Annotated in this window: 19 protein-coding genes and 1 other RNA gene; 8 read left to right on the top strand and 12 right to left on the bottom strand. The window is 32.3% G+C overall.

Annotated features, from left to right (window positions below; translation table 11 throughout):
* Position 1: 1 nt before the first annotated feature.
* The 3 genes from epsC to QYS47_RS13070 are packed head-to-tail and all read right to left on the bottom strand — an operon-like array spanning position 2 to position 2,714.
* Entirely contained in the window at positions 2-814 is an 813-nt protein-coding gene (gene epsC, locus QYS47_RS13080) for a serine O-acetyltransferase EpsC (protein ID WP_308356246.1), read from the bottom strand.
* Complete coding sequence (locus tag QYS47_RS13075) at positions 814-1,833, bottom strand: pirin family protein (RefSeq protein WP_322346643.1); 1,020 nt, start codon at positions 1,831-1,833, stop codon at positions 814-816. Before QYS47_RS13075 ends, epsC begins: the two co-directional genes overlap by 1 nt.
* 53 nt (positions 1,834-1,886) lie before the next feature.
* Positions 1,887-2,714: an ion transporter gene (locus tag QYS47_RS13070; protein ID WP_322346642.1), complete on the bottom strand. Its 828-nt coding sequence runs from the start codon at positions 2,712-2,714 to the stop codon at positions 1,887-1,889.
* A gap of 129 nt (positions 2,715-2,843) precedes the next feature.
* Here QYS47_RS13070 and QYS47_RS13065 point away from each other — a divergent pair, with 129 nt between their 5' ends.
* Positions 2,844-4,865: a transporter substrate-binding domain-containing protein gene (locus QYS47_RS13065; protein WP_322346641.1), complete on the top strand. Its 2,022-nt coding sequence runs from the start codon at positions 2,844-2,846 to the stop codon at positions 4,863-4,865.
* Here the strand turns inward: QYS47_RS13065 and QYS47_RS13060 are convergent, their stop codons facing one another.
* Positions 4,866-6,803: an ATP-binding protein gene (locus tag QYS47_RS13060; RefSeq protein ID WP_322346640.1), complete on the bottom strand. Its 1,938-nt coding sequence runs from the start codon at positions 6,801-6,803 to the stop codon at positions 4,866-4,868.
* Positions 6,804-7,120: 317 nt separating this feature from the next.
* On the opposite strand from QYS47_RS13060, the gene QYS47_RS13055 reads away from it, so the two are divergent.
* Positions 7,121-7,252 (top strand): putative periplasmic lipoprotein, encoded by a 132-nt coding sequence (locus tag QYS47_RS13055; protein ID WP_302101366.1) that lies wholly within the window; start codon positions 7,121-7,123, stop codon positions 7,250-7,252.
* Positions 7,253-7,259: 7 nt separating this feature from the next.
* Here QYS47_RS13055 and QYS47_RS13050 read toward each other — a convergent pair whose 3' ends face one another.
* The 7 genes from QYS47_RS13050 to QYS47_RS13020 form a co-directional block, all read right to left on the bottom strand.
* On the bottom strand, positions 7,260-8,414 hold the full coding sequence (locus QYS47_RS13050) for a sigma-54-dependent transcriptional regulator (protein ID WP_308356251.1): 1,155 nt from the start codon (positions 8,412-8,414) through the stop codon (positions 7,260-7,262).
* Positions 8,415-8,469: 55 nt separating this feature from the next.
* An RNA gene (gene rnpB, locus QYS47_RS13045) (RNase P RNA component class A) lies at positions 8,470-8,857 on the bottom strand.
* Positions 8,858-8,945: 88 nt separating this feature from the next.
* The gene (locus tag QYS47_RS13040) at positions 8,946-9,344 is read right to left on the bottom strand and encodes a hypothetical protein (RefSeq protein WP_308356252.1); all 399 of its coding nucleotides are present in this window, start codon (positions 9,342-9,344) and stop codon (positions 8,946-8,948) included.
* A 101-nt stretch (positions 9,345-9,445) separates the two neighbouring features.
* On the bottom strand, positions 9,446-10,432 hold the full coding sequence (locus QYS47_RS13035; RefSeq protein ID WP_322346639.1) for a Smr/MutS family protein: 987 nt from the start codon (positions 10,430-10,432) through the stop codon (positions 9,446-9,448).
* Between the two features lie 15 nt (positions 10,433-10,447).
* Entirely contained in the window at positions 10,448-11,326 is an 879-nt protein-coding gene (locus tag QYS47_RS13030; protein ID WP_322346638.1) for a DUF2279 domain-containing protein, read from the bottom strand.
* Positions 11,327-11,352: 26 nt separating this feature from the next.
* Positions 11,353-12,654 carry a cryptochrome/photolyase family protein gene (locus QYS47_RS13025; protein WP_322346636.1) on the bottom strand — a complete coding sequence of 434 codons (1,302 nt, stop codon included), beginning with the start codon at positions 12,652-12,654 and terminating at the stop codon, positions 11,353-11,355.
* Positions 12,655-12,711: 57 nt separating this feature from the next.
* The gene (locus QYS47_RS13020) at positions 12,712-17,319 is read right to left on the bottom strand and encodes a translocation/assembly module TamB domain-containing protein (RefSeq protein WP_322346635.1); all 4,608 of its coding nucleotides are present in this window, start codon (positions 17,317-17,319) and stop codon (positions 12,712-12,714) included.
* Between the two features lie 6 nt (positions 17,320-17,325).
* Here QYS47_RS13020 and tsaD point away from each other — a divergent pair, with 6 nt between their 5' ends.
* From tsaD to QYS47_RS12995, 5 genes are read left to right on the top strand one after another with little or no spacing between them, the layout of a single operon-like run.
* On the top strand, positions 17,326-18,345 hold the full coding sequence (tsaD, locus tag QYS47_RS13015; protein ID WP_322346633.1) for a tRNA (adenosine(37)-N6)-threonylcarbamoyltransferase complex transferase subunit TsaD: 1,020 nt from the start codon (positions 17,326-17,328) through the stop codon (positions 18,343-18,345).
* Positions 18,342-18,737, top strand: a complete 396-nt coding sequence (locus QYS47_RS13010; RefSeq protein WP_322346632.1) for a thioesterase family protein — start codon at positions 18,342-18,344, stop codon at positions 18,735-18,737. Before tsaD ends, QYS47_RS13010 begins: the two co-directional genes overlap by 4 nt.
* A 29-nt stretch (positions 18,738-18,766) precedes the next feature.
* Positions 18,767-19,231 carry an SsrA-binding protein SmpB gene (smpB, locus tag QYS47_RS13005; RefSeq protein WP_308356259.1) on the top strand — a complete coding sequence of 155 codons (465 nt, stop codon included), beginning with the start codon at positions 18,767-18,769 and terminating at the stop codon, positions 19,229-19,231.
* Position 19,232: 1 nt separating this feature from the next.
* Complete coding sequence (locus QYS47_RS13000) at positions 19,233-20,024, top strand: C40 family peptidase (protein WP_322346631.1); 792 nt, start codon at positions 19,233-19,235, stop codon at positions 20,022-20,024.
* Between the two features lie 43 nt (positions 20,025-20,067).
* Entirely contained in the window at positions 20,068-20,589 is a 522-nt protein-coding gene (locus QYS47_RS12995) for an HNH endonuclease (RefSeq protein ID WP_322346629.1), read from the top strand.
* Positions 20,590-20,646: 57 nt separating this feature from the next.
* On the opposite strand, the gene QYS47_RS12990 is transcribed toward QYS47_RS12995, so the two are convergent.
* The gene (locus QYS47_RS12990; protein WP_322346628.1) at positions 20,647-22,809 is read right to left on the bottom strand and encodes a glutamine synthetase III family protein; all 2,163 of its coding nucleotides are present in this window, start codon (positions 22,807-22,809) and stop codon (positions 20,647-20,649) included.
* A gap of 337 nt (positions 22,810-23,146) precedes the next feature.
* Between QYS47_RS12990 and mtaB the strand changes: the two genes are divergently transcribed.
* Positions 23,147-24,469, top strand: coding sequence for a tRNA (N(6)-L-threonylcarbamoyladenosine(37)-C(2))-methylthiotransferase MtaB (gene mtaB / locus QYS47_RS12985; RefSeq protein WP_308356263.1), 1,323 nt, complete (start codon positions 23,147-23,149; stop codon positions 24,467-24,469).
* Positions 24,470-24,471 lie beyond the last annotated feature (2 nt).

Below are 24,471 nucleotides of genomic sequence, written 5' to 3'. Positions count from 1 at the left end.
ATTATCCTAATGATTTTTTGTGTAAATGTTTATTTTCAGAATCATAATATAATCTGGAATTAGGCTCTATGCTTTTGGTAATCCAGCTGTTACCACCGATAATACAATTATCACCTATTATTGTTTTACCACCAAGAATGGTGGCATTAGCATAAATCACAACATTATTGCCTATAGTAGGATGTCTTTTTTGGCTAGCGTTTTCTTTTTTAACGCTTGTTGCTCCTAAGGTAACACCTTGGTAAATTTTTACATTATCACCAATTTCAGTGGTTTCACCTATTACAATTCCCGTTGCATGGTCAATACAGAAATTTGCCCCAATTTTTGCAGCTGGATGTATGTCTACACCAGTTTTACTGTGAGCATGCTCGCTAATTATTCTGGCAATTAATACGAAGCCAGCATTGTATATACAGTGCGCAATTCGATAGGCAGCAATAGCTTTAAACCCAGGATAAGTTTTAATGACTTCTAACCTGTTTTTTGCCGCCGGATCACCTTCAAATATTGCAGTCACATCTTTTTCAAGAGCATATTTGATATTCAATAAATCATCAAATAGAAGCGCTTCTTCACCTGGAAACTCTTCTTTTAATTTTTTACATCGCTTTTCAAGTAAAGAGTGCCATTCATTTTTCAGATGACTATATTTCTCTTCTATTTGAGATATCTCTAATAATTTCTCGTTTCCATAATCAGGAAAAATAAAGCCTAAAAGTGATTCATAAAAAGCAATGATGCTATCTGGTGAAGGACAGCCTAAAGCATTTCTATGTTCTTGATGTAAAGCGTTTAAAAATTCCTGTTGCATTAATCTTTGATTTCTTCTTTACCGTCTGCATGAATTGCAAACCTTCCTCTTAATCGGTCATGAGTATGTTCATATGAAGGCCATGGCCATCCTCCAAATTCAGTCTTTTGAAATTCCATTATCGTTTCTCTCACTTCAGCTGGATAATTAAGAACAAATGGTCCATGCTGAACGACTGGTTCATTAATAGGGTTTCCTTGAAGTAATAATAAACGTGCTTCTTCATTGCCATTCTTTAATGTGATATCGGCTCTTGGATCAATATCAGCGCCATGATAATGAGGAAAGTCAGTATCATTTAATTTGAAACTTTCACCTTTAAAAAAGTATAGGTTTCTTTTGATCTTATTTTCGGATGTTGGCAAAGTAAACTCAGCCCCAGGCTCCATTTTAATATGCCAAATTGCGACTTCATTTTCAGGATTTGCTGCCCAAGAATTTGGAGCTGGATTTGGTGCAGTTTTATCTCCAAGCTTTCCAGCCATAACTTCTACCTCTGTTAATTTTCCATTAGCATCTTCATGCTTGTAAATTGGAATAGTATCTTTCCATAACATGGAGAAGTGAGGTTCAACTTTTTTACTGTCTCTTGGAAGGTTTAGCCAAATCTGAAATAGCTCCAATGGATTTTCTTCCTCTTCTTTTAATAATGGAAACATTTCAGAATGTTGCACTCCTTTACCAGCTGTCATCCATTGTACATCTCCATTACCAAATCTTCCTGCAGCACCTAATGAATCTGAGTGATCGACTAAGCCTTTTCTTACTGCAGTTACGGTTTCAAATCCGCAATGAGGATGTGCGGGAAAGCCTGGAACTTTACTTCCATGATACATCCTCCATCCATCTTTTATTGTAAAATCTTGGCCAATCATTCGCCCATCCAGAGAGGCAGCTGGCCCTAAATCCTTATTACCCTTGGGAAAAAAATCTTCATGATGAACACAAAACAAGAACGGATCTTGAGTTTGCCAAGGGAAGCTTAATTTTTCTATTTTATTTATTCCTGAATTTTCCATGTAGGTACAACGAATAACCCTATAATTATGTTGACAGAATTTTCATTACATTTTTAATCAGATTGTAATTTTTTTCCACATTTATAACAAAATAGGGCATCTGTACTGTGATTTTTAGCTTGGCAATGCGGACATGAAATATTCATGCTTTCATATCTTGATTTGTTAAGTTCCGAAGTAACAATCCCTGTAGGAACTGCGATAATGCCATAGCCCAAAATCATAACTAATGATGCAATCATTTGACCAATAGGAGTGATTGGTGCAATATCTCCATAACCAACAGTGGTAAGGGTAACAATTGACCAATAAATTCCTTTAGGGATATTCGTGAAACCGCTCTCTGGTGGTTCAATTAAATACATAACAGCCCCTAATATTGAGACTAATATTAGCACTGTTCCAATAAACAGAGTTATTTTTTTTCGACTTGCTAATAAAGCATCCGATAATTGTGAAGCCTCCCCTAAATACTGAGTTAATTTAAATACTCTGAAAACCCTTAATAACCTTAAGCTTCTTATAATCATTAAAGATTGTGCTCCAACAAAAAAAAATGCTAAAATTGAGGGTAAAATTGAAAGTAGATCAACAATTCCAAAAAAGCTCTTAATATAATGCCAGGAATATTTTACAATAACAATTCTAAAAATATATTCAATTAGGAAGAAGCCAGTAAATATCCATTCTGCCCACAGAAAATAAATTCCATATTTAAATCTAATTTCTGCAACGCTTTCTAATACAACAGCCAGAACACTTAAAAATATTACAATAAGTAATACAGCATCGAATAATTTCCCATAAAAACTATCCGCTTTAAATACGATATCAAAGGCCTTAACCTTCCATTTAGCATTTGTATTTGCAGTTTCTTCCATTTTGAAGATTACCTATATATTAAACTATAACAAAATTATATAATAAGGGTTTCTAATATTGTATTTATACTATATAGTTTATAAATTAATTGTTAAAACTAGATAGTTAAGAAACCTAATCAACCTTTAGTGAAGCTACCAATTATCATAACATATATATTATTGACATTACCTTCTTTTTCTAATGGTCAAGCTAAAAGTAACAATACTTTGCCAGAAAAATCAATCAATTATGGAATAGATAAATCTTATGAGCCTTATGAATACTTAAATAATAAGGGTGAATTTCAAGGTTTTAATATTGATGTCATAAGGGCAATAGGGACTGAGTTAAATTGGAATGTTAAGATATATGCGGATAGGTGGAGTATCATCAGAAATAGATTAGAAGTTGAAAATGAATTGGATATTGCAGCCTATTTTAAGACTTCTGATCGTGAGAAGAAGATATTATTTTCAAAGCCTTTTAGCTTAGTGTACTATTCAATTTTTACTAGATCAGATAAAAATCCTGTGGAGGATTTGTTTAGTTTATCAGGTAAAAAAGTTGCCATTCAAGAGGCTTCAATCATAGAAGAATATTTTGACCAAATTGGTTTTTTAGATTTAAAGGAATTAAAAACTTATGCCTCTGAATCAGACGCAATAGATGCAGTAGTAAAAGGTGAAGCTGATTGTGCAATCACTTCTTTTATGACAACCAATTATAAAATGGAGTCTGAAAATATTACCAATGTTCAATCTTCTAGTGATCCTGTTTTTATTACCGAGTATTGTTTTGTGGCAAATAAAAAAGATTCACTATTGCTAGACTCACTTAATTGGGGGTTACGATTAATTAAAGCATCTGGTGAATATGACAGAATTTATCAAAAATGGCTTAGCCCTAATGTTAGTTGGTGGGGAAAAAATAAAGAATTAGTAAACATAATTTCCTTGGTCATTCTTGTTTTAATTTTATTAGCCATGCTTTATATCTATTCACTTCAAAAATTAATTCAGAAGAAGTCAATTCTTATTGAAAAAGAAATTGAAATCCGAAATAAAGCGGAATTAGAATTAATAGAAAGTGAAAATCTAAGGAAGAAAATTGAAGATTTTACATCAGTCATGCTGATTGAAACGGATCTTGAAAATCATATTGTAAGGGCATCCTCTTTATTTTATTCCATTATTGGTTTTAAAGAAGAAGAAATTCTTGGTGTAAATATTCACCAATTAATGTCAATTGAATCTTCAAAGAAGGATAAAGAAATTAAAAACTTAATTCTTAATAAGGAAGTAGTTTTTCTTGATGCTGAGTATGAATTTAAAACTAATACCAGTACTACCTCTTTTTTCGCTTCTAGCACTTCCTTACAGTATGATAAAAATAAAAGAATAGTAGGCTACAAACAGTTTATGCAAGATATTACGCCTTTGATGCAAGCAAATCTCAATTTGAAAGATATGAATGCAGAATTATCAAACTTTATGTATAAAACTTCACATGATGTAAGAGGCCCCATTGCTAATGTATTAGGATTAGTTAGCCTTGGTCAAATGACTACTGATAATTTAGAGGTTGTTAATTATTTCAAATTGATTAATAAGAGTATTCAAAAATTAGAACGAATATTTAATGATTTCAAGGAGGTAAGCTTTATTCTTCATGGAGATGTAAATATCACCACATTTGATTTTGAAGAATTAATTAATGAAGTGATGGAATCTGTATTTCTCAAAAGAAATAAGGATTTGAAAAGAGCTCAAATTGAGATAGAAATATTATCTGATTCTAACTTTATAAGTTCTGATAGAGCATTGATAAAACGCTTATTCTTTCAGGTGATTGAAAACGTTTTTGAGCATAATAATTATTATGACACAAAACTAAGTATCACTTTTGAGAAGGAAAATTCAAGTATATATAGATTTTGCTTCAATGATAATGGAGTTGGAATTCCGGAAGAAATGCAGAAAAAAGTATTTGAAGTGTTTTTTAAAGGGAAGAGAAGTGATGTTAATATCGGAATGGGGCTTTACATGGCTAAAAAAGTGGTCTTTCGTCTTAATGGAGAACTAAATATTTTAAATAAGGAAGATAAAGGAACACTAATTGAAGTGGTTATACCCGTTAATAGTTACAGTGATGCAGTATCGCTAAATTAATTATTTAGGGATTGAGAAAGAGAAGATTGTACCTTTTCCTTCTTCACTCTTTACCCATATTTGACCACCGTTTTTCTCTACAAATTCCTTACATAATATTAGGCCTAAGCCTGTACCCTTCTCTTTGGCAGTTCCCTGTGTAGAGTGTTTTGTATCTAGCCTAAATATCTTACTCGCAACCTCTTTTGGCATGCCTACACCATTATCTGCTATTTTAACTACAAATTGATTTCCCTCTTCAACCACTCCCATTTTAATCTGACCGCCATCTTCTGTAAATTTAATAGCATTAGAAAGCAAATTTCTGATTACTGTAGTAATTGAATTTGGATGAGCTTTTGCTTTAACTGATTTAGTGTTTTTTACCTCTATTTGAATGTTTTTATTGTCAGCTTGCTTTTCAAGTAACTTCTTATTTTCATTTAACATTTCAGTCAAGTCAATTTCCTCAGCTTTAAATTCAATATTACCCGTTTGTGATCTTGACCATTGTAATAAGTTCTCAAGTAAGGCAAATAAGTTTTTTAAGGATTTATCTAGATCCTTAGCCAGCATTTGAATTTCTTCAGTGCTTAAACTGCTGGTATGATTCATAAGTAAACCAGAGAATGAAGTTAGAGAGTTTAAAGGTCCTTTAAGGTCATGACTTATGATAGAGAAGAATTTGTCTTTTGTATTGTTTAAGTCTTCTAATTCCTGATTTTGCGTTTTTACTTTTTCATTAGCAGTCTTAAGTTTTGCATTACTTCTACGTTGAGATATAAAAAGAATGAAAATCAAAATCATTATGATAGCAGCTAAAACCACCATTATCGCCAGGAAGTTTTTGAATTTTCTTTCTTCTTCTAATTCAAACTCCTTTTGAATTTTATTTAACTCTAACTGATCAATTTGATTCTGTTTTTGAGTAATGGTATACCTACTCTGTATCTTTAAAATATTTCTATCATTCTTTTCTTTCTGTAAAAAGTCATCTAAAGCTTTGTAAAGCTCACTGTATTCTAATGCTTTTTGATAGTCATTTAATTTTTTGTAAGCTTTACTTAATATAGAATAGGTTTCTTGTATCAGTAATTGATTTTGGGATTTTTGAGCTAATCGATTTGAAATAGCTAGATTTTCTACAGCTTTTCCAGGATTGTTTTCTTTTAGATAATAATTTGCAACTGAATTATAAACTGATGCTCTGTTAGCTTCTACATTTGATAGATCATTTAAAATATCTAATGCTACAATGTAGTTCTCGTATGCTCTTTTACTGTCATTTCGAATCAGATAAAGGTCTCCAATTTCATTCAAACATTTCGCTTCTTCAACTGGAGATTTGATTCTGCGGTAAATTGATAGAGTATTTTTATAATGTTCTAAGGCCTTATCAAGAGAGCTAATATCTTTATATATGTTAGCTAAATCTGTATTTGCTTTTGCTTCTACTTTAGGAATTCGTTCTTTTTGAGCGTATTGTAAAATATTTTGATGCTCCTCAATTGATTTGCCTGTCTCACCGGTTGACCAGTAGCTATAACCTAATTTTTGATTAATAAATATTCGAACAGGAGGAAAATTATAATTTCTTAGTAGGGTAGAGGCTTTATTAAGAAATTCCTTACCATAATAATAGTCTTCAACCTTTTCGAATAAACTATAAAATCCTAAGTAGGTAAAAATCAAACTAATTTCATCTTCAGAAGCTTCATCTATTTCCATAGCCCTTATTAAAAGAGGCATGGCTTCTTCTAAATTGTTGGTTTTATAAATATGGATTAAGGCTAATTCTTTGGCAATCTTACTCTCTAATTCTTTATTCTCAATATCTTTTGCAGCTTGGAGCTTTTCTTCCTTATTGATTAATAAATCTTCGGCAGTATTATTTTCTATTTCTTCAATGTAATTTGTAAACCATTCCCACTCAGTAGCAATTTGGCTATTCTGGGCCATTAGTATTAATGGTGAGATCAATATCAAAAAGAGTATTTGAATTGTCTTTTTTAACATTATTAGGTTACTTATTGCAAATTTGATCTTAAAGAGAATCGAATATGGTTTATAATTTTTTATTATTGAAGCTTCCCATTGAACTTTTTGGAGGAAGCTATAAAATTTGATGTGAGAATATATTTAATATGTAATTTTTTAAAATCTATATTTCCAATATATGAGCATTAATTAATAAATAATGTAATTAAATTTATAATAGATTTTAAAATTTAGATTAATGGACTTATATTTGAATGTAATGTATTTCAATTTTTGATATGAAGAAATTTTTATTAATCATTTTATCCGCTCTATTTATTGGTGCTTGTGCACAAAAAACTTGCCCTACGTATTCTTATAATGATTTGGATACTATAAATGAAGTAACAGTAGAAGATCAATCTGTTTAATAACAGATCAATCTACATATTTCTTTACATCTGTGGCTGTGATTTTATCAGCTCCTAATATTATTAACCTTTCCACTACATTTCTCAATTCACGAATATTTCCGCTCCAATCATAATTCTTTAGTTGATTAAGCGCTTCCTTGTCCATGCTTTTCTTTTTAGAACCATGTTCTTCTGCAATATCACTAAGAAATTTTTCAACTAATTCAGGAATATCATCTTTTCGATCCTTAAGAGGAGGTACATTAATTCTTATTACACTTAATCTATGGAATAAATCTTCACGGAATTCATTGTTTTCTATTGCCTCCTTCAAGTTCTTGTTTGTTGCGGCAATAATTCTAACATCAACTTTAATGTCCTTATCTCCACCGACCCTATTAATTCTATTTTCTTGAAGAGCTCTTAATACTTTTGCTTGAGCAGCTAAAGGCATATCGCCAATTTCATCTAAAAATAATGTTCCACCATTAGCTTGTTCGAACTTACCAATTCGTTGTTTTACTGCTGAAGTAAAAGCTCCTTTTTCATGTCCAAAAAGCTCACTTTCAATTAGTTCAGATGGAATAGCAGCACAATTCACTTCCACCATTGGTGCTTTAGCTCTTTCACTTTGTTCGTGAATTTGTCGAGCAACTAGTTCTTTTCCAGTACCATTTTCACCTATTATAAGCACTCTGGCATCAGTAGGAGCTACTTTTAAAATAGTATCTTTAACTTCTCCTAATTGCTTAGAAGAGCCGATCATTTCATATTTTTTAGATACTTTCTTTCTAAGCGTTTTAGTTTCCGCAATTAGATTTGATTTATCTAATGCATTACGTACAGAAACCAATAATCTGTTTAAATCAGGTGGTTTTGATATAAAGTCAAAGGCTCCTTTTTTGGTAGCCTCTACAGCATTATCGATGGTGCCATGTGCAGAAATCATGATAAATGGAATTTCAATTCCTTTATCATAAACGGCATTTAGCAATTCCATTCCATCCATTTTAGGCATTTTGATATCACATAAAACCAAATCAAAATGCTGGCTTTCTATTTTTTTTAATCCTTCCTCACCATTTGCAACTTCCTCAACTTGATATTTTTCATATTCTAGTATTTCCTTTAAGGTCTGGCGGATACTAGCTTCATCATCAATTAATAAAATTTTAGACATAGCTTTTTAATTAGTGAATAAATATCTCACAATTTAAATTTTGAGATAAAAGAAATAAAAATGCAAGCCTATAAGCCGAGTTCTGTCCATTTCCAAATGAATGAAAATGCTCTTATCATTTATCTAACGCAGTCTACCCCTTTTTACCATCCTTAAGGATTCTCGGACGAGCAGCCCTTATTCCGATAAATCGGAAGCAAAAATATATGTGACCTTACAACCCGAAAGGTTTTCCGTGCACCCGAATATTACTATTCAGTACGGTGAGCTCTTACCTCACCTTTTCACTATGACCTATAAGCAAGCTTAAAGGCTACCTGTTTTCTGTGGCACTATCTGTTCCTGATATCATCAAGACCCTTGGTTTCTCAAGGTACGGTGCTCTATGTTGCTCGGACTTTCCTCCCTTCAATTATACGAAGAGCGATAAGACAGCTTGCAATTTCAAAAATCTTTCAAACAAAAATAAGACCAAAAAATGGAATGAAGAATGGGTTTATGGATTAACTTCTAATTATTTAGAGAAAAGAATTAATGAACATCTTGACCGGTAAGTTTATGTTCCCAAGCATCAGCAACAGTGGCAACCTCTTCGATAATGTCTTTCAATACATTTTCAGTAGCACTTTCTTCAAGAATAGCAGCCTCAACTCTGATAAAATCTTCCACTAAAACAAACCGTGCGGTACAAAAAGTAGCGTTTGCTCTAATTAAACTTTCTAAATTTATAGAAGAGTCATATTCACATACCTTAGAAGTAAATTCTATACTGGGTTTACCCGTTATGTCACTCTTTTTTAAAGTACCTAATACCGCTTGATATCTGTTTCCTCCCAACGGATAAATAACAACAGATTTGTTAGTGTCATATTCTTGAAACTGTCCGCCTACTTCGTTGGCATATGACTCCATAAATTCGTTAAAGTTCATACGGCTGTTCTTTAAGGTTAAAAGATTTTATAATTCTGTAGCGTATTAAATAATTATAGTATCAAATTTAGTAAATTATTGTATAAAATTAAGAAATAATTTTATTTAATCTTTACTAATGTGGCGCCATATCCAAATTTTTCTTTGTGGGTATCTTTAAAGAATTGAATGTTATCGTGCTGAGATAGTTGTTTATGTATTTTATTTCTTAAAACGCCATTTCCAACTCCATGAATGAAAATTATATCATCTAATCCAGCCATGATAGCTTCATTTAACTTTTGCTCAAATTTCTGAAGCTGTATATTTAGAATATCCTCTTTTGGAAGTTTTTCATAATTAGGATCAATTGATTCTATATGTAGATCAATTTCTGGAATATTTGAATTATTATTTTTTTTGAATTGAAATTCCGGCTTCTCATTTCCTTCAAAAAAGCTATTCTTTAACTTTTCAGGATCTATTTTGTCAGGTTGTATGGACTCAGAACTTTTTTGAAATAGAGGGATCAAGTATCCTTTTTTATTAAGAAATGGGATATCTATCAGTTCTTTTTGAAAATCCTTTGCTCTGATTTTTAAAGTGATTTTTTCTGGTCTAATAGGAATCGACCACTTTGGATTTTCAACCAAGATTGTAAAAGTAAATGGGCTCCAAGTATTAAGATGGTCTAAATCTCTTTCAGTTATTTTGGAATAATTTTCACTTAAAACTTTATCAATCAGAATCGTTTTTTCCTCATTTTTCCCATTCACCTCATTTGCTAATAAAAGAATATCCTCTTTTAGTGGATTAATGAAATATAGACTATGCAGATGATCATTAAGAGGAATAATAGCTAAATGGTAGCCTTTTAATTGGGGTTTAGGACTGGTGCTTTCTTTTTTATGGGTTGTTTTTTTAGGTTGTGTTTGTGGTCTGTCAAAAGCTGAGCTTTCATCAGACGAAACCACCACCAATTCAGATTGTAAAACAGGAATTGCGAATCCGTCCTCAATTTCAACTTCTACTAAAGATTTATCTAGTAGCTTTACTACCACACCCTCTTCAGTTCCTTTCATTAACCTTACTCTATCGCCTATTTTCATTACTATTTTTTTTAACTAAAAATAAATGGGATGCAAAATTACAGTTTTTCCATTCCATTCAACTGTTGGGAACGGTATTTTAATAATATTGATTACTGCAAGAGCAGTTTTTACCCACTTTTTATCTGATTCTATTTTTTCAAGATTAAGATCCAAACTTAGAAACCACTGTCTATTAGCCATATAGCCATTTTCTAGATTTTGATCAGGATTTCCATACAACATATTATTGCCGCTATAGCCTATTGAAAATTGTAACCAATTTGGGAATCGGTTTTGGCTGCTAAATAGATTAAAATCAGTACTTAACCAATAAGTTTGACCATTATAATCCTTTAAAATATTTTCTATGTAATTATTACCTAGTGTATTAGGTCGTAAATCAGCATAATTTGTACGAGAGAATGAAAATTTGGGATAAATATAATTTTGATTAAAAAGTAGCTGCTGATAGGGTAAAAATGCACCAATGGTATTGGCTACAGCATCTCCCACGGATGCACCATAGGCTGTTGAAAAGCCATCAAAGATTTCTATTGGAAGCATCATCAAGCTAGCACTAATGCTACTAAAGAGCATAGCTTTTTTCGGAGTATAGCCTGCTTTCTGTAGTAAATTAAAGTTAAGATTTGATATATGATAGGCTGAATAAATATGACCTGCTTTATCCATTTGTAGCCACTGTTGATTGTCATTGAAGAATTGAAATTTTTGATTTTCATTCCCCTGATACCAAACTGCACCAAGGCCAATCATACTTACGGAATACAAAGATGCCTCAGCTATTATGACTCTATTTAAAAATTTATTGTTAATGGAATCTGATTGAGATTGGCTGAAGGAAGCATTTATAATGCCGAAATAAACCCCTAATAAAATTAGAATTGACTTCATAAATCAAAATTAGGGATTATATCCTTCTAAGCATTGTCTAAAGCTGATTTATAGGTGTCAAGAGCTCTTTGTCTTGCTTCTTTGTGATCAACCATTGGTTTTGGATACTGATCAGTATTTAATTCAGGAATCCATTTTTTAATGTAATTATTTTGCTTGTCAAATTTATCAGTTTGGCTGTAGGGATTAAATATTCTAAAGTAGGGTTGAGCATCAGTTCCAGTTCCTGCGGCCCATTGCCATCCTCCATTATTCGAAGCTAACTCATAATCTAATAATTTTTCTGCGAAGTAAGCTTCTCCCCATCTCCAGTCTATCAATAAATGCTTTGTTAGAAAGCTGGCTGTAATCATTCTCACCCTATTGTGCATATAGCCAGTTTCATTCAATTCTCTCATGCCCGCATCTACAATAGGATAACCCGTTTTTCCTTCACACCACTTTTGGAAATCTTCCTTATTATTTCTCCACGGGACAGCATCATACTTTTCTTTAAAAGCTTTACTTACAACATGAGGGAAATTCGCCAATATCATGCTGTAGAAATCTCTCCATATTAATTCATTTAGCCAAGTGTCATTGGTTTCTTTCGCTATGCTTACCGCCTCTCGAATGCTTATGGTACCAAACCTCAAATGAACACCTAATCTACTCGTGCCATTTTTAGCCGGGAAGTCTCTATCCTTATCGTAATTATTTATAATATCTCGATCATATTTTTTTTCAGGTATTTCAATACTTGATCTTTCAAATCCTATATCATTTAGTGTTGGTACAGATGGGGGGAAGGAATGAAATTTATTTCTAACTAATTTAATTTCAAACGGATGCAAATGGCCTGTTTCTAGTTTCTCAAGCCATTTATTTTTGAATGGAGTAAAAACTTTATAGGGCTCATTTGATCCAGTTAGAATTTCATCTTTTTCAAAAATCACATGATCTTTGAAATCATAAAATCCGATTCCGTGATGTTTTAATATATTATCAATTTTTTCATCTCTTTCTAAAGCATAGGGTTCGTAATCCCTATTGGTAAAAACGGATTGAATATCGTATTTCTCAATCAAGACTTTAAAAATATCTTCAGGCTTACCGTTTTTGACTAAAATACCTGAATCAATTTCCTTTAGCTGATTATTTATTTTGGTGATTTGATTATGGATAAAAGTTACTCTCGCATCTTTTTTATCTTTTAAATCATCTAAGATTTCAGTATCAAAAATAAATAGGGGAAGAACAGGATTATCTTCTTGGAGTGCATAATACAATCCTGTGTTGTCATATAATCTTAAATCTCTTCTGAACCAGAAAATTGATATTTTATTCACGCTTAATTGGTTTAATTTGAGTTTTTAACCAATGAATTTAGCTTTGGTTTTATATTATTAAGAATTTTCGTCTTCTTCTCTTAATGCAGCATCCTGATTTGAAGGGTTTTCTTTTTCGGGTTGGTCATTAGAGCTTTGATTTTGTTGTTTTTTATTTCTTTCAAAGATTTCTTTGATCTGATTAAAACTGGTTACGTGAACTAAACTCACTCCTGTACTTGTAGTAGCCGTATTTGTAAACTGATCTAGAGTATTGAAATTGGTTCTATTATAAATTTTTGCTCTAAGCTTTCCATCAGGTGTTAAAAGATATTCAACAGACCAATCTCCCAGAATTCCCAGAATTTCTTGGTTTACGTTATCTGTTTCACCTTGTGTAAAACCACCATCTCTAGTTATTCTCAGGCGTCCTCCTAAGAAGCTATAGGAAAGCCTAAGTTGGAAAGTGTTAAATTGATCTTCATCAAAAGACCCTAAGTCCACATCGATTTCCAGATTTTCATCTATCTGTGTTACCCAGTAGCTTAGCTGATTAGATAAAAACTCACTCACAGAATTACCTACAGAGCCACTCACCGCGAAGGATGATCTTGGTGATAATCTTCTTAAGATAATTAAACTGAATACCTGTCTTTTAAGCTCTTGCTCATCAGCTTCTAATTCAGATTCAAATGCAATAATGCTAGTTCTAAGTGGAATCTGACCATTATTAGTGGTCACATAATCAGGGAAATTTGAAAACTCTATATCAAAATCAACTTCAGGTTGTAATAAATCCCCTTGCAAATCCAATAACACTTTTGCAGGATACCTTCTTTTCAATTCAGGAGAACTAGATAAGGTCGAATCTTGGCCAATGTCAATAATTGGAAGTAAGGATACATTTTGCTCGTAAACGGCTTGGATATCAAGATTAGCACGATACGGATCACCATCCCAAGTGATTTGACTGCCAGGCTGGATGCTAAATTCTTTATTGATGATGTTATACAAAGTGAAATTATAGCCACCTTCTGTTAAGGTGTAATCTCCAATCATTGTGAAGGCACCATTCGTATCGATATTCATACTGAGCTTTCCATTTCCTCTCCCTCTGATGATATCACCTGCTTTAATATCAAAGATAATTTCTGCATATGCGTCAGGAGTGATTTCTAAATCGAAATTCATGGTTACTCCTTTAATATCAACCTCATCTACAGTATTGATTTCTTGAGTAGTATTGTTAGCAGTATCTTTTACATTTATAAAATGGATATATTCTTCCTGCTCTACAGATGAAGTGCTTTCTACGGGTATAAATATTCTCGTGCCTTTTTCTGATTTAGCTTGAACATCAATCGTAAGATTCCCCACACTTCCTAGAAATGCTACTGTTCCACTTGCATAGGCAGTTCCGTAATAAAGCTCATTATCTTTAGCCGAGGTATTTAAAACTTTAAGGCTATTCATTTCTCCTTTTAAGTCTAGTCTTAGGTCAGTAAAGCCATCATGAAGCAAATCACCAGAGAGGAATCCTTTATTTCCCATTTCATCGGTTAGTTGCATATTTTCGAATGTCACTTTCTCCTGATCAAATCGGATACTTCCTGTATAATCATAGTAGGTGTTTAAGTAGTTTACCCTTATTCCTCCGTTAGAAATTTTACCAATTCCATTGATAACAGGTCTTCTTAAATTTCCAGTAATCTTAAATTCTCCATCCACAAATCCTCTCATCTCAGAAAAGATATCATTTATAAAAGGCTCAACAATCACAAGATTTGTTTTTCTTAATGTAGCAGAAAGATCTAGTGAATTTTCAGATACAGCGGGTTGATAGGCACCCTCAACTTTTATAATGTCTTTGTCTTCACGAGTTACCAGATAATCCATCAAAAGTTTTTTCTGGTTGGGTTGCCAATTTGAAAAGCCGTTTATATCACCGATTAGGAATTCATCAAGATAGAAATCAACTAGACTCAATTCAGTGTTAAGAAGGAATTCATTCTCGAAATTTTGAATTTCAATAAAACCATTTGCAGTTCCCTTAAAATCATGTTCCTCAACTAGTTCATTGATGTTTGCAACACTAAAACTATCAATATCAATTAAGAGTGATTTTGTTGAATCAGTAGATAGTTGACCGTTCGCTATGATGTGCTCATTGGATGCAAGAATTCCAAAATCTTTAAATTGATAATTATTATCAGCTATTTTTAAACTATTGTTATCAATAAAGCTCCAGTTTTTACTTAATATCCTAATGTTGGATTGCTCAATATTCAAATCTAAAGTGTCTTCTAAAAATTCTAACTTTCCTGATAAATCGATATGGTTTTCGTTATCGAATTGTTTAATGAAAGTGCTAAAATTTATTTCACGACCAGTCCAAAATAATTCAGTTGATAAATTTTCAGTCTTTAATTTATCAAATTTTTGTGCTTGAGAATTAACAAAACCAATACCTAGTACATCCTGACTTAGGTGGTATTTACTGAAGTTCAAATCAATATCATTTTGAAGAAATACATTGTTTTCGTATTGTACCGAATCAAAATGTGACTTAATAAATAGGGTGCTGTTTTTGCCATTTTGAAATTGACCTGCTATTGTGGCACCTTCTTTAATATGCAATTCGGGTACAAATAAATTAATAAGCGGATCAATCTCCTTTATTATAAAATCAAAAGTCACATCATACTCTTCGAGAATTGTTGATGAGTCTAGCTTACTGTAATATTCCTCAATATTATTTTGATCATTTTCGATATTTAATCGGTATTCTTTAACAGTTCGAATTAAATCAGTCTCTAACTGACTAAACTGATAAGCGCCATTGATATTAGCTCTAAATAAATCGGAATTGATATTAAGTTTTCGAACCCCATCATTTTTTGAAGTTTGAATGACTAAGGAATCGAGTTGTAAGGTGTTACCTTTATATGCTGCATAAATTTTTTGTAGAGATGTGTTTCCTACTATACTATCAAGTACAATACCTTTGCCATTCAAATTTCCTCTTGCAGTAAGAATAAAATCATCTTGAGTTATATTTAATTCTTTAAAGTTTATAGTATCTAAATCAGCATTAACATTAATTAAGTTTGCTTTATTTCGAAGATCAATAGAACCATCCATTTTGAATTTCAAAAGTGGATCATTGACAGTTATTGTCCCATTAAAAAATTCTGATGCCAACTCAGCATTAGTTTTTATGTTTTGATATTCATATCCATTAATTCCTAATAAACTAATATTCGCATTCAGTTTCAGCTTAGCGGTTTCAACAGTAAATCCAGTACCTTCTATATTTCCATTCATTTGCACCTTTTGGAAGATAGAATCTGCATCCAAAAATTTCCCAAGGTCAAAATTATAGGTGGCTAGAGCCCCTTTGTAACTAGAGGTTTTTGAATCTGGTGATATTTTTAAATTTAAGTCGGATTCCACTCTTCCTAATGGTGATGTAAATACACCGTTGGCTACGAAATCAGTAGGAAATCCAATAAAATTTCCTCTAAAATTGGTTAAACCTACATTTTGAACTCTTTCAAAAACAATACTATCGTTAATGTATTGCTGTAAATCTGCTGGTAGTAGCGAGGAATTAGTTAAATCAAGATTGATAAAGGACTCCTCAAAATATGGTAAACCGTCTATTCTTAAATTTCCTTCAATAAAGCTTGATTCACCAAACTCTAGATTCAAATCTTTAGCATTAAATCGTTTTACCTTACCGCTAAATTGCCCGCTTAGATTTATTTTATCATTATATCTATTGACATAAGGAGCGAAATAAGCCAAATCCTTTGCGTAAATAATTGAGTTTTTGATATTAGCTTTAATATCAACGGAATCAATAATGTAAGATAAATCACTAATGCTGTTATAATTGAATACAATAGAATCTTTAACTGTACTATTGTTGAGGTTCAAATCTAGGTTTGTTAAAGCCATTCTGCTTTGAGATATTTCAAAGTTAGTCATGAGCTTATTAATTGCCATGTCAGTTACTGAGTCATGAGCGGTTAAGCTTTGAACCTGCATTTGGATTGTGTCTGCTTTACTAGAGAAATTCTTCAGCCTTGCATTTAAATCATGAAGTACAAATTGATTATAATTAAATCCCTCTTTAATAGAATCTGCATTTAAATTAGCAACACCTAGAATAATATTATCAAGATTAGCATTTCTAATTAGAAGCTTTTTAGCTGGTTTTGAGCTACTGTCATTTTCTGAGGAAGATAAATTCCGAATGGCATACGCTAATTCATCTATATTAAAATAGATACTCCCTTTTTCTCGAATCAGCATTACTCTTCCATTTTTAAGATCTAATTGATCGAAAAGGACGCTTTCATCATTTATCAGTTGCTTAATATCATAATCAATAGAAATAGATTCAATATCTATAAACGGACTATTGTCTTTATTTTTAACGTTTAAACCACTTAGTGAAATTTGATCGAACCACTCAATATTGATTTTTTCAATAGTAATTTCAAAGCCTAATTTTTTGCTTAAATAATCACTTCCATATTTGGCTACCGAAGTTTGTATTCGTGAGGATTGCATAGCCAAGACCAATACACTCATGGAAAAAAATATGATAAGGAAGGCCCATAATATTGCTTTTGCAATACCTTTTTTAATACCTTGCGTTATATTATTCTCCTCTTTCAAATTTTTATGGATATCAATATTTTAGCGATCGAATCTTCCTGCGATGAAACTTCAGCTTCAGTAATTCAGAACGGAAATGTAATCAACAATATTATTGCCACACAATCTGTTCACGAAAAATACGGAGGTGTAGTTCCGGAATTAGCCTCACGTGCTCATCAACAAAATATCGTGCCAGTTGTAGAGCAAGCCTTATCTGCTGCAAATATAAGTAAGAAGGATTTAAATGCAGTAGCTTTTACGCAAGGCCCTGGATTATTAGGTGCACTTTTAGTAGGGAGTAGTTTTGCAAAATCACTTTCTTCCGCTTTAAAAATTCCATTAATCGGGGTAAATCATATGCAAGCCCACATTTTGGCTCATTTCATTGAAGATCCTAAACCCAGCTTTCCATTTTTATGCTTAACTGTGAGTGGAGGGCATACTCAAATAGTAAAGGTAAATGACTATTTAGATATGGAAATTTTAGGTGAAACAAAAGATGATGCAGTAGGAGAGGCCTTTGATAAAATCGCCAAGATAATTGGTTTACCATATCCTGGAGGACCTATGATTGATAAGCATGCAAAAAATGGTGATCCTGAAAAGTTTAAATTTCCAGAAACAGAGATGCCTGGATTTAATTATTCTTTTAGTGGTATTAAAACAGCAGTGCTTTACTTCCTACAAAATAACAGTCAAAAAGATAAAGATTTTGTGAAGAATAATCTTGATGATATTTGTGCAAGTGTTCAGCATAGATTAATCACCACTTTGCTTCAAAAATTAAAAAAAGCCTCAAAACATACTGGAATTAAGGAGATTGCCATAGCTGGTGGAGTATCTGCAAACTCATATTTGAGGGAAGTTTTAGCAAAAACTGGTGAAGAATTAAAATGGAATACTTATATCCCAAAATTTGAGTTTTGTACTGATAATGCTGGAATGATTGCTATGACAGCTCATTTCAAATATCAAAACCAAGAATTTTTGGACATGAATGCTGCACCAATTCCTAGAATGAAATTTACAGCTGAAAAGAAATGAAATCAGTTTTTAGAAAGGGAGATATTAAAAGGCACAGTTTTAATGTAACTGAAAAAGATGTTGCTCATTTTGAAAAGCAAGCTGTTCATGATGTATGTGCTACTTTTACTTTAGCTAGAGAAATTGAATGGGCCACTCGCTTATTTGTACTGGATATGCTTGAAGCAGGAGAGGAAGGGATTGGTACTCATCTTAACATTCAACATGTAGCTCCAGCTTTAATAGGAGAGGAAGTAAACATTATAGCTGAGTTTAACGATATAGTAGATAAGGAAATTATTTGTTCCTATACTGCAAAAGTAGGAGATAGGATTGTGAGTAAGGGAACTACAGGGCAAAAGATATTACCTAAAGAGAAATTAAATCATATTTTTAATAACTTATCGAAATAAAGTATTCAATTTTGCTTGAATAGTAGATTATGAGTGATAAAAAAGATTTTAGTAAATCAGTAACTGTTAAAAACAAAAAAGCCAGGTTTGAATATGAATGGCTTGATACCTATCAAGCGGGGCTTGTTTTGCAAGGTACTGAAATTAAGGCTATTAGATTGAATAAAGTCAGTTTGCAAGAGGCGTACTGCTATATCCATAGAGGAGAAGTTTTTGTGAAGGGTATGCACATAGGTCTTTATGAACTAGGAACTCACTATAATCATGAAGAAAAGCGGGAAAGAAAACTTTTGCTTAAAAAGCAAGAAATAGAAAAGTTGAAAAAGAGAATGGAAGAAAAGGGTTTAACCTTAATTCCAACCAAATTATATATTAATAGTAGAGGTCTTGCGAAAATTGAGATCGCATTAGCAAAAGGTAAAAAACTGCACGATAAAAGGGACAGTATCAAAGAGAAAGATGTGAAAAGAGAACTGTCTAAAATGAAATTGTAATATGACATCAATCGGGCAAAAGGGTATTTCTAGATTAAGTATAATTCCTGTAAGAGCGGAGCCTTCTGATGCTTCTGAAATGGTAACACAATTGTTATTTGGAGACCATTACAGTGTAATTGACATATCAAAAGATCAAAAATGGGTAAAGATAGAGATCTACTTTGACCATTATCAGGGTTGGATTGACAGTAAACAATTCCATTATATTTCTGAAGAGTATTTCGATCAAATAAATAATTCAGATTATAAAATTTGCACAGATTTAACGGCATCCATTTTATATCAAAAAAACTTAATTTCAGTTACACTTGGCTCAGTAATTCCTATTTCAACTAATGAGATTTTTGCAATAGAGGAACACTTAGGCTTTAATGGAGAGGCTAAATCATTAAGTGCTAAAAGAGATTTTGAATATCTGAAAGGGGTAGTTAAAAAATATTTAAATGCACCCTATTTGTGGGGAGGTAAATCTCCATTTGGAATAGATTGTTCTGGCTTTACCCAAATGGTTTTCAAAATTTGTGGTTATAATTTGAAAAGAGATGCCTCTCAACAAGTGCAACAAGGTAAGCTGGTGGATGGCCTAGTGAACGCTCTGCCAGGTGACTTAGCTTTCTTTAGAAATGAAGATAAAAAAGTAACTCATGTGGGTATTTTGCTTGAGAATCAGGAGATTATTCATGCATCTGGGCGAGTAAAAATTGATTTTCTTGATGAAAATGGTATCTTCAATGCTGAACAAAAAGGTTACACACATTATTTAACCGATATTAAAAGAATATTAGCATGATAAGATAAAGATTAATTTTCATGCTATATAAATTTTTGAAAGCATGAAAATTAGTACAAGAAGAGCATTGGTTTTGAATCAGGATTATAGTCCGATTACAGTGTGTAGCATTCCAAAAGCCTTTCTGCTACTTTATTTGCAAAAAGCTGAATTGATTGAAAAAACTGATGATTTAAAACTACGATCAGTAGATAAATCCTATCCTTTTCCTTCGGTAATACGTCTTATCAATTATGTAACTATGCCTTATAAAGGTGTAATGTTAACTCGTCAGAACGTGTTCAAAAGAGATAGTCATGAATGCCAATATTGTGGCACTTCTAAAGATTTAACCCTCGACCATTTAATTCCAAGATCGAAAGGAGGGAAATCTAAATGGACTAATCTGGTAACAGCATGTAAAAGATGTAATACCAGAAAGGGTAACAGTACGCCAGAAGAAAGTGATATGAAATTGAAAAGAATGCCTTTTAAGCCTAATTATGTGATGTTTATTAGAGATTTTTCTGGAAATATTGATGAAAAGTGGATGCCCTTTTTGAAAACCAAACAGCTAAGTGCATAAAAAAACCGCTCTTTAGAAAGAACGGTTTTTAAAAAAGTGAATAGTTGGTTTAGGTTATTATCTCAAAAATAATAATTCTCTGTATTTAGCCAATGGCCAAAGCTCATCATCCACATATAATTCTAATTTATCTGCAGCATATCTGATTTTATCAAAATAAGCTTCTTTTACCTCATCACAGTATTTGATAGCTCTTTCGTTGATATCTTCGATTTTATTAAGCTCTTTTCTTTTTTCGATCATTTCATGAACTAAGCTTCTTAAGTCTTTAGTATATCCACTAATCAATTCAATATTTTTCAATATTTCTGAATTGTCTAACTTAAGTGTACTCAAGTTTTTAGCATTTTGAGCTAATGTGTTTTGATATTTTACTGCTGTAGGGATAATTTGATTTAAAGCAATATCACCCATTAAACGAGATTCAATCTGGATTTTCATCATGTAGTTCTCCAAATAAATTTCGTTTCTAGCCTCTAACTCTTCAGGAGTCATTACATTATGCTTTGAAAAAAGCTTTTTAGTTTCTTCTTTTACAAATGATTGAAGTGCTCTTGGAGTATTTTTGATATTAGGCAATCCTCTTTTTTCTGCCTCTTTCTCCCATTCTTGAGAATAACCATCACCTTCGAATCTTACTTTCTTAGAATCCTTAATGTAATTTCTCAAGATATTCACAATAGCAATTTTCTTATCAGTTCCTTTATCCATTTCAGCTTTCACAGCCGCATAGAAGTCGTTTAATTGTTCAGCAACAATTAAGTTAAGGATAGACATAGGTTGTGCAACATTTTGATCAGAACCCACCGCTCTGAACTCAAATTTATTACCAGTAAATGCAAAAGGTGAAGTTCTGTTTCTATCTGTATTATCAAGGATAATTTGAGGGATTTTATCAATGCCCAATTTCATGTACATATTTTCCCCTTTATCAATCTTGATATTACCTTTTTCTTCTAACTCATCTAATACAGCAGTTAACTGAGAACCAATGAAAACAGACATTACTGCTGGCGGAGCCTCATTAGCACCTAATCTGTGGTCATTACTTGCTGAAGCAATAGATGCTCTTAAAAGCTCGCCACGATCAGCAACTGCTTTAATAGTGTTCACTAAGAAAACTAAGAATAATAAGTTTTCTCTGGCGCTATTGCTTGGCTGGAATAAATTAACACCTGTATTTGTGATTAGTGACCAGTTGTTGTGTTTACCGCTACCATTTAACCCTGCGAAAGGCTTTTCATGGAATAGAATTTCTAAATTATGTCTTTCAGCTACACGTCTCATAACATCCATCATCAAGCTATTATGATCTGTTGCTACGTTTATATCTTCGAAAAGAGGAGCGGCTTCAAATTGGCTAGGGGCCACTTCATTGTGACGAGTTGAAATTGGAATTCCTAGTTTTAAGCATTCAATTTCAAAGTCTTTCATGTAGTTATATATTCTACTTGGAATAGAACCAAAATAGTGATCATCTAACTGTTGCCCTCTAGCTGGGTTATGACCAAATAATGTTCTTCCTGACATTACTAAGTCTGGTCTTGAATTGAATAAGGCCTTATCTACAACAAAGTACTCTTGTTCACATCCTAATGATGCATTTACCTTGTTTACGTTTCTATCGAATAATTGAACCACTTTAGTAGCTGCTTTATCTACAGCTTCAACGGCTTTTAAAAGAGGAGCTTTATGGTCTAAAGCTTCACCGGTATAGGCTACAAAAATGGTAGGAATACATAATGTTCTACCCCAAACAAACATAGGAGATGAAGGATCCCATGCAGTATATCCTCTAGCTTCGAAAGTAGTTCTTAAACCACCATTTGGAAATGATGATGCATCTGGTTCTTGTTGTACAAGCATAGAACCTGCAAAAACTTCAATTTTCTTTTGTGCGTTGAAAAATGAATCATGTTTTTCAGCTGTTGAACCTGTTAATGGCTGGAACCAGTGTGTATAGTGAGTCACACCTTTTGAAATTGCCCATGATTTTGCTGCAGAAGCAATTTGATCTGCAGTATCCATATCAATTTTCTTACCCTTGTCTATAGCCTCACTGGCTTTTTTGAAAACGTCAGGAGCTAATGTTGCTTTCATTTCGTCAAGAGTGAATACATCCTGTGCAAAATAATCAGATATTTTGTTGGAAGGAGCCTCGATTCTTTCTGTTGTTCTTCTGGAAACGATATCAAGGGCATTAAATCTTAAATGAGCCATTTTTATGATTTTTGGTTTAAATTCGATCCAAATTTAATTAAAAATATGTAGAATTAATTATTTGAGGTTGCAAAATATTTATGATTTTCTGAAAAATATGATAAAAAGATATTTTTAGGTTAAAAAATAGAGGTAATTACGTAGTTTGTTCAGTAATCTTCAACTTTTAATCCTCGATTTGACATATTTAATTGAAAATCTGCTATTTCTGTTAAAATTAACCCTCACATTTTACAATTGTTAAATATTAATTCACTAAGTAAGGCTATAGTTAAAAAAGATTTACATTCACAGATATAAAGCTTAACTTTGCACCTCATTTTGCAAAATCAAGAGCATGAATAAAAAAGTTGCTTTTTATACGCTAGGCTGTAAGTTGAATTTCTCAGAGACCTCTTCCATATCAAGAATGTTTGAAGACAGAGGTTATGAAAAAGTGGAGTTTCAAGCCAATCCTGATATATTTATTATCAATACTTGTTCTGTAACAGAAAACGCAGACAAGAAATGTAAAAAGGTGGTTAAGGAAGCAAAGAAGATAAATCCTGATGCTTTTATTACCATAATTGGCTGTTATGCTCAGCTTAAGCCAAAAGAAATATCTGAAATAAAAGGTGTTGATGCCGTTTTAGGTGCAGCAGAAAAATTTCAATTAATAGATAAACTAGATGGTTTTACTAAAAAGGATAAACCTCAAGTAATAGCTTCTGATATAAAGGAAGCGAAAAGCTTTAATAATGCTTTCTCAATTAATGATAGAACCAGAACTTTTCTTAAAGTTCAGGATGGATGTAATTATCACTGTGCTTTCTGTACTATTCCATTGGCAAGAGGGAAAAGTAGAAGCGATAGTATTGAAAATATTATAGAAAGTGCTAAGAAAATTGCTCAAGAAGAAGTAAAGGAGATTGTATTAACAGGTGTGAATACTGGTGATTTTGGTATTCAGGATGGAAAGCGAAAAGAAAGGTTTGTAGATTTAGTAAAAGAGCTAGATGAGGTGGAGGGGATTGAAAGATTTAGAATTTCGAGTATTGAACCCAATCTCCTTACAAATGAGATCATTGAATTTGTAAGCCAATCAAAAAGATTTGTTCCTCATTTTCATGTTCCGTTGCAAAGTGGTAGCAATAAAATATTAAGAAAAATGAGAAGAAGGTATCTTCGTGAGTTATACGAAGATAGGGTAGCTAAAATTAAGCAATTAATGCCAAATTGTTGCATAGGAGTAGATGTAATTGTGGGCTTCCCTGGTGAAAGTGATGATGATTTCTTAGATACTTATCACTTCTTAAAAGATTTACCTATTTCTTATTTGCATGTATTTACCTATTCGGAAAGAGCCAATACAGATGCACCTGAAATGGATGGTGTAGTTCCGATGGAAATAAGAAATGAACGTTCTAAAATGCTTAGAAGTCTTTCAGAAAAGAAAAAGAGAGCTTTTTATGAAGAAAATGTGGGTAGGGAAGAGGTTGTTTTATTTGAAAAAGATATTCACGATGGTTTAATGGAAGGCTTTACTGATAATTATGTTAGGGTAGTTGCCAAATATGATCCGATATTGATTAATGAATTGAAGAAAGTAAAACTGACTTCAATTAATGAACAAGGATTAATGGAAATTGATGAAGTTGAAACGGAGGTTTTAACTCATTGAAA

The sequence above is a fragment of the Marivirga arenosa genome (genome assembly GCF_030503875.2).
GTDB lineage: Bacteria > Bacteroidota > Bacteroidia > Cytophagales > Cyclobacteriaceae > Marivirga > Marivirga arenosa.
The sequence above is the reverse complement of the archived record's forward strand: the minus strand, read 5'-3'. Positions and strand labels throughout refer to the sequence as shown.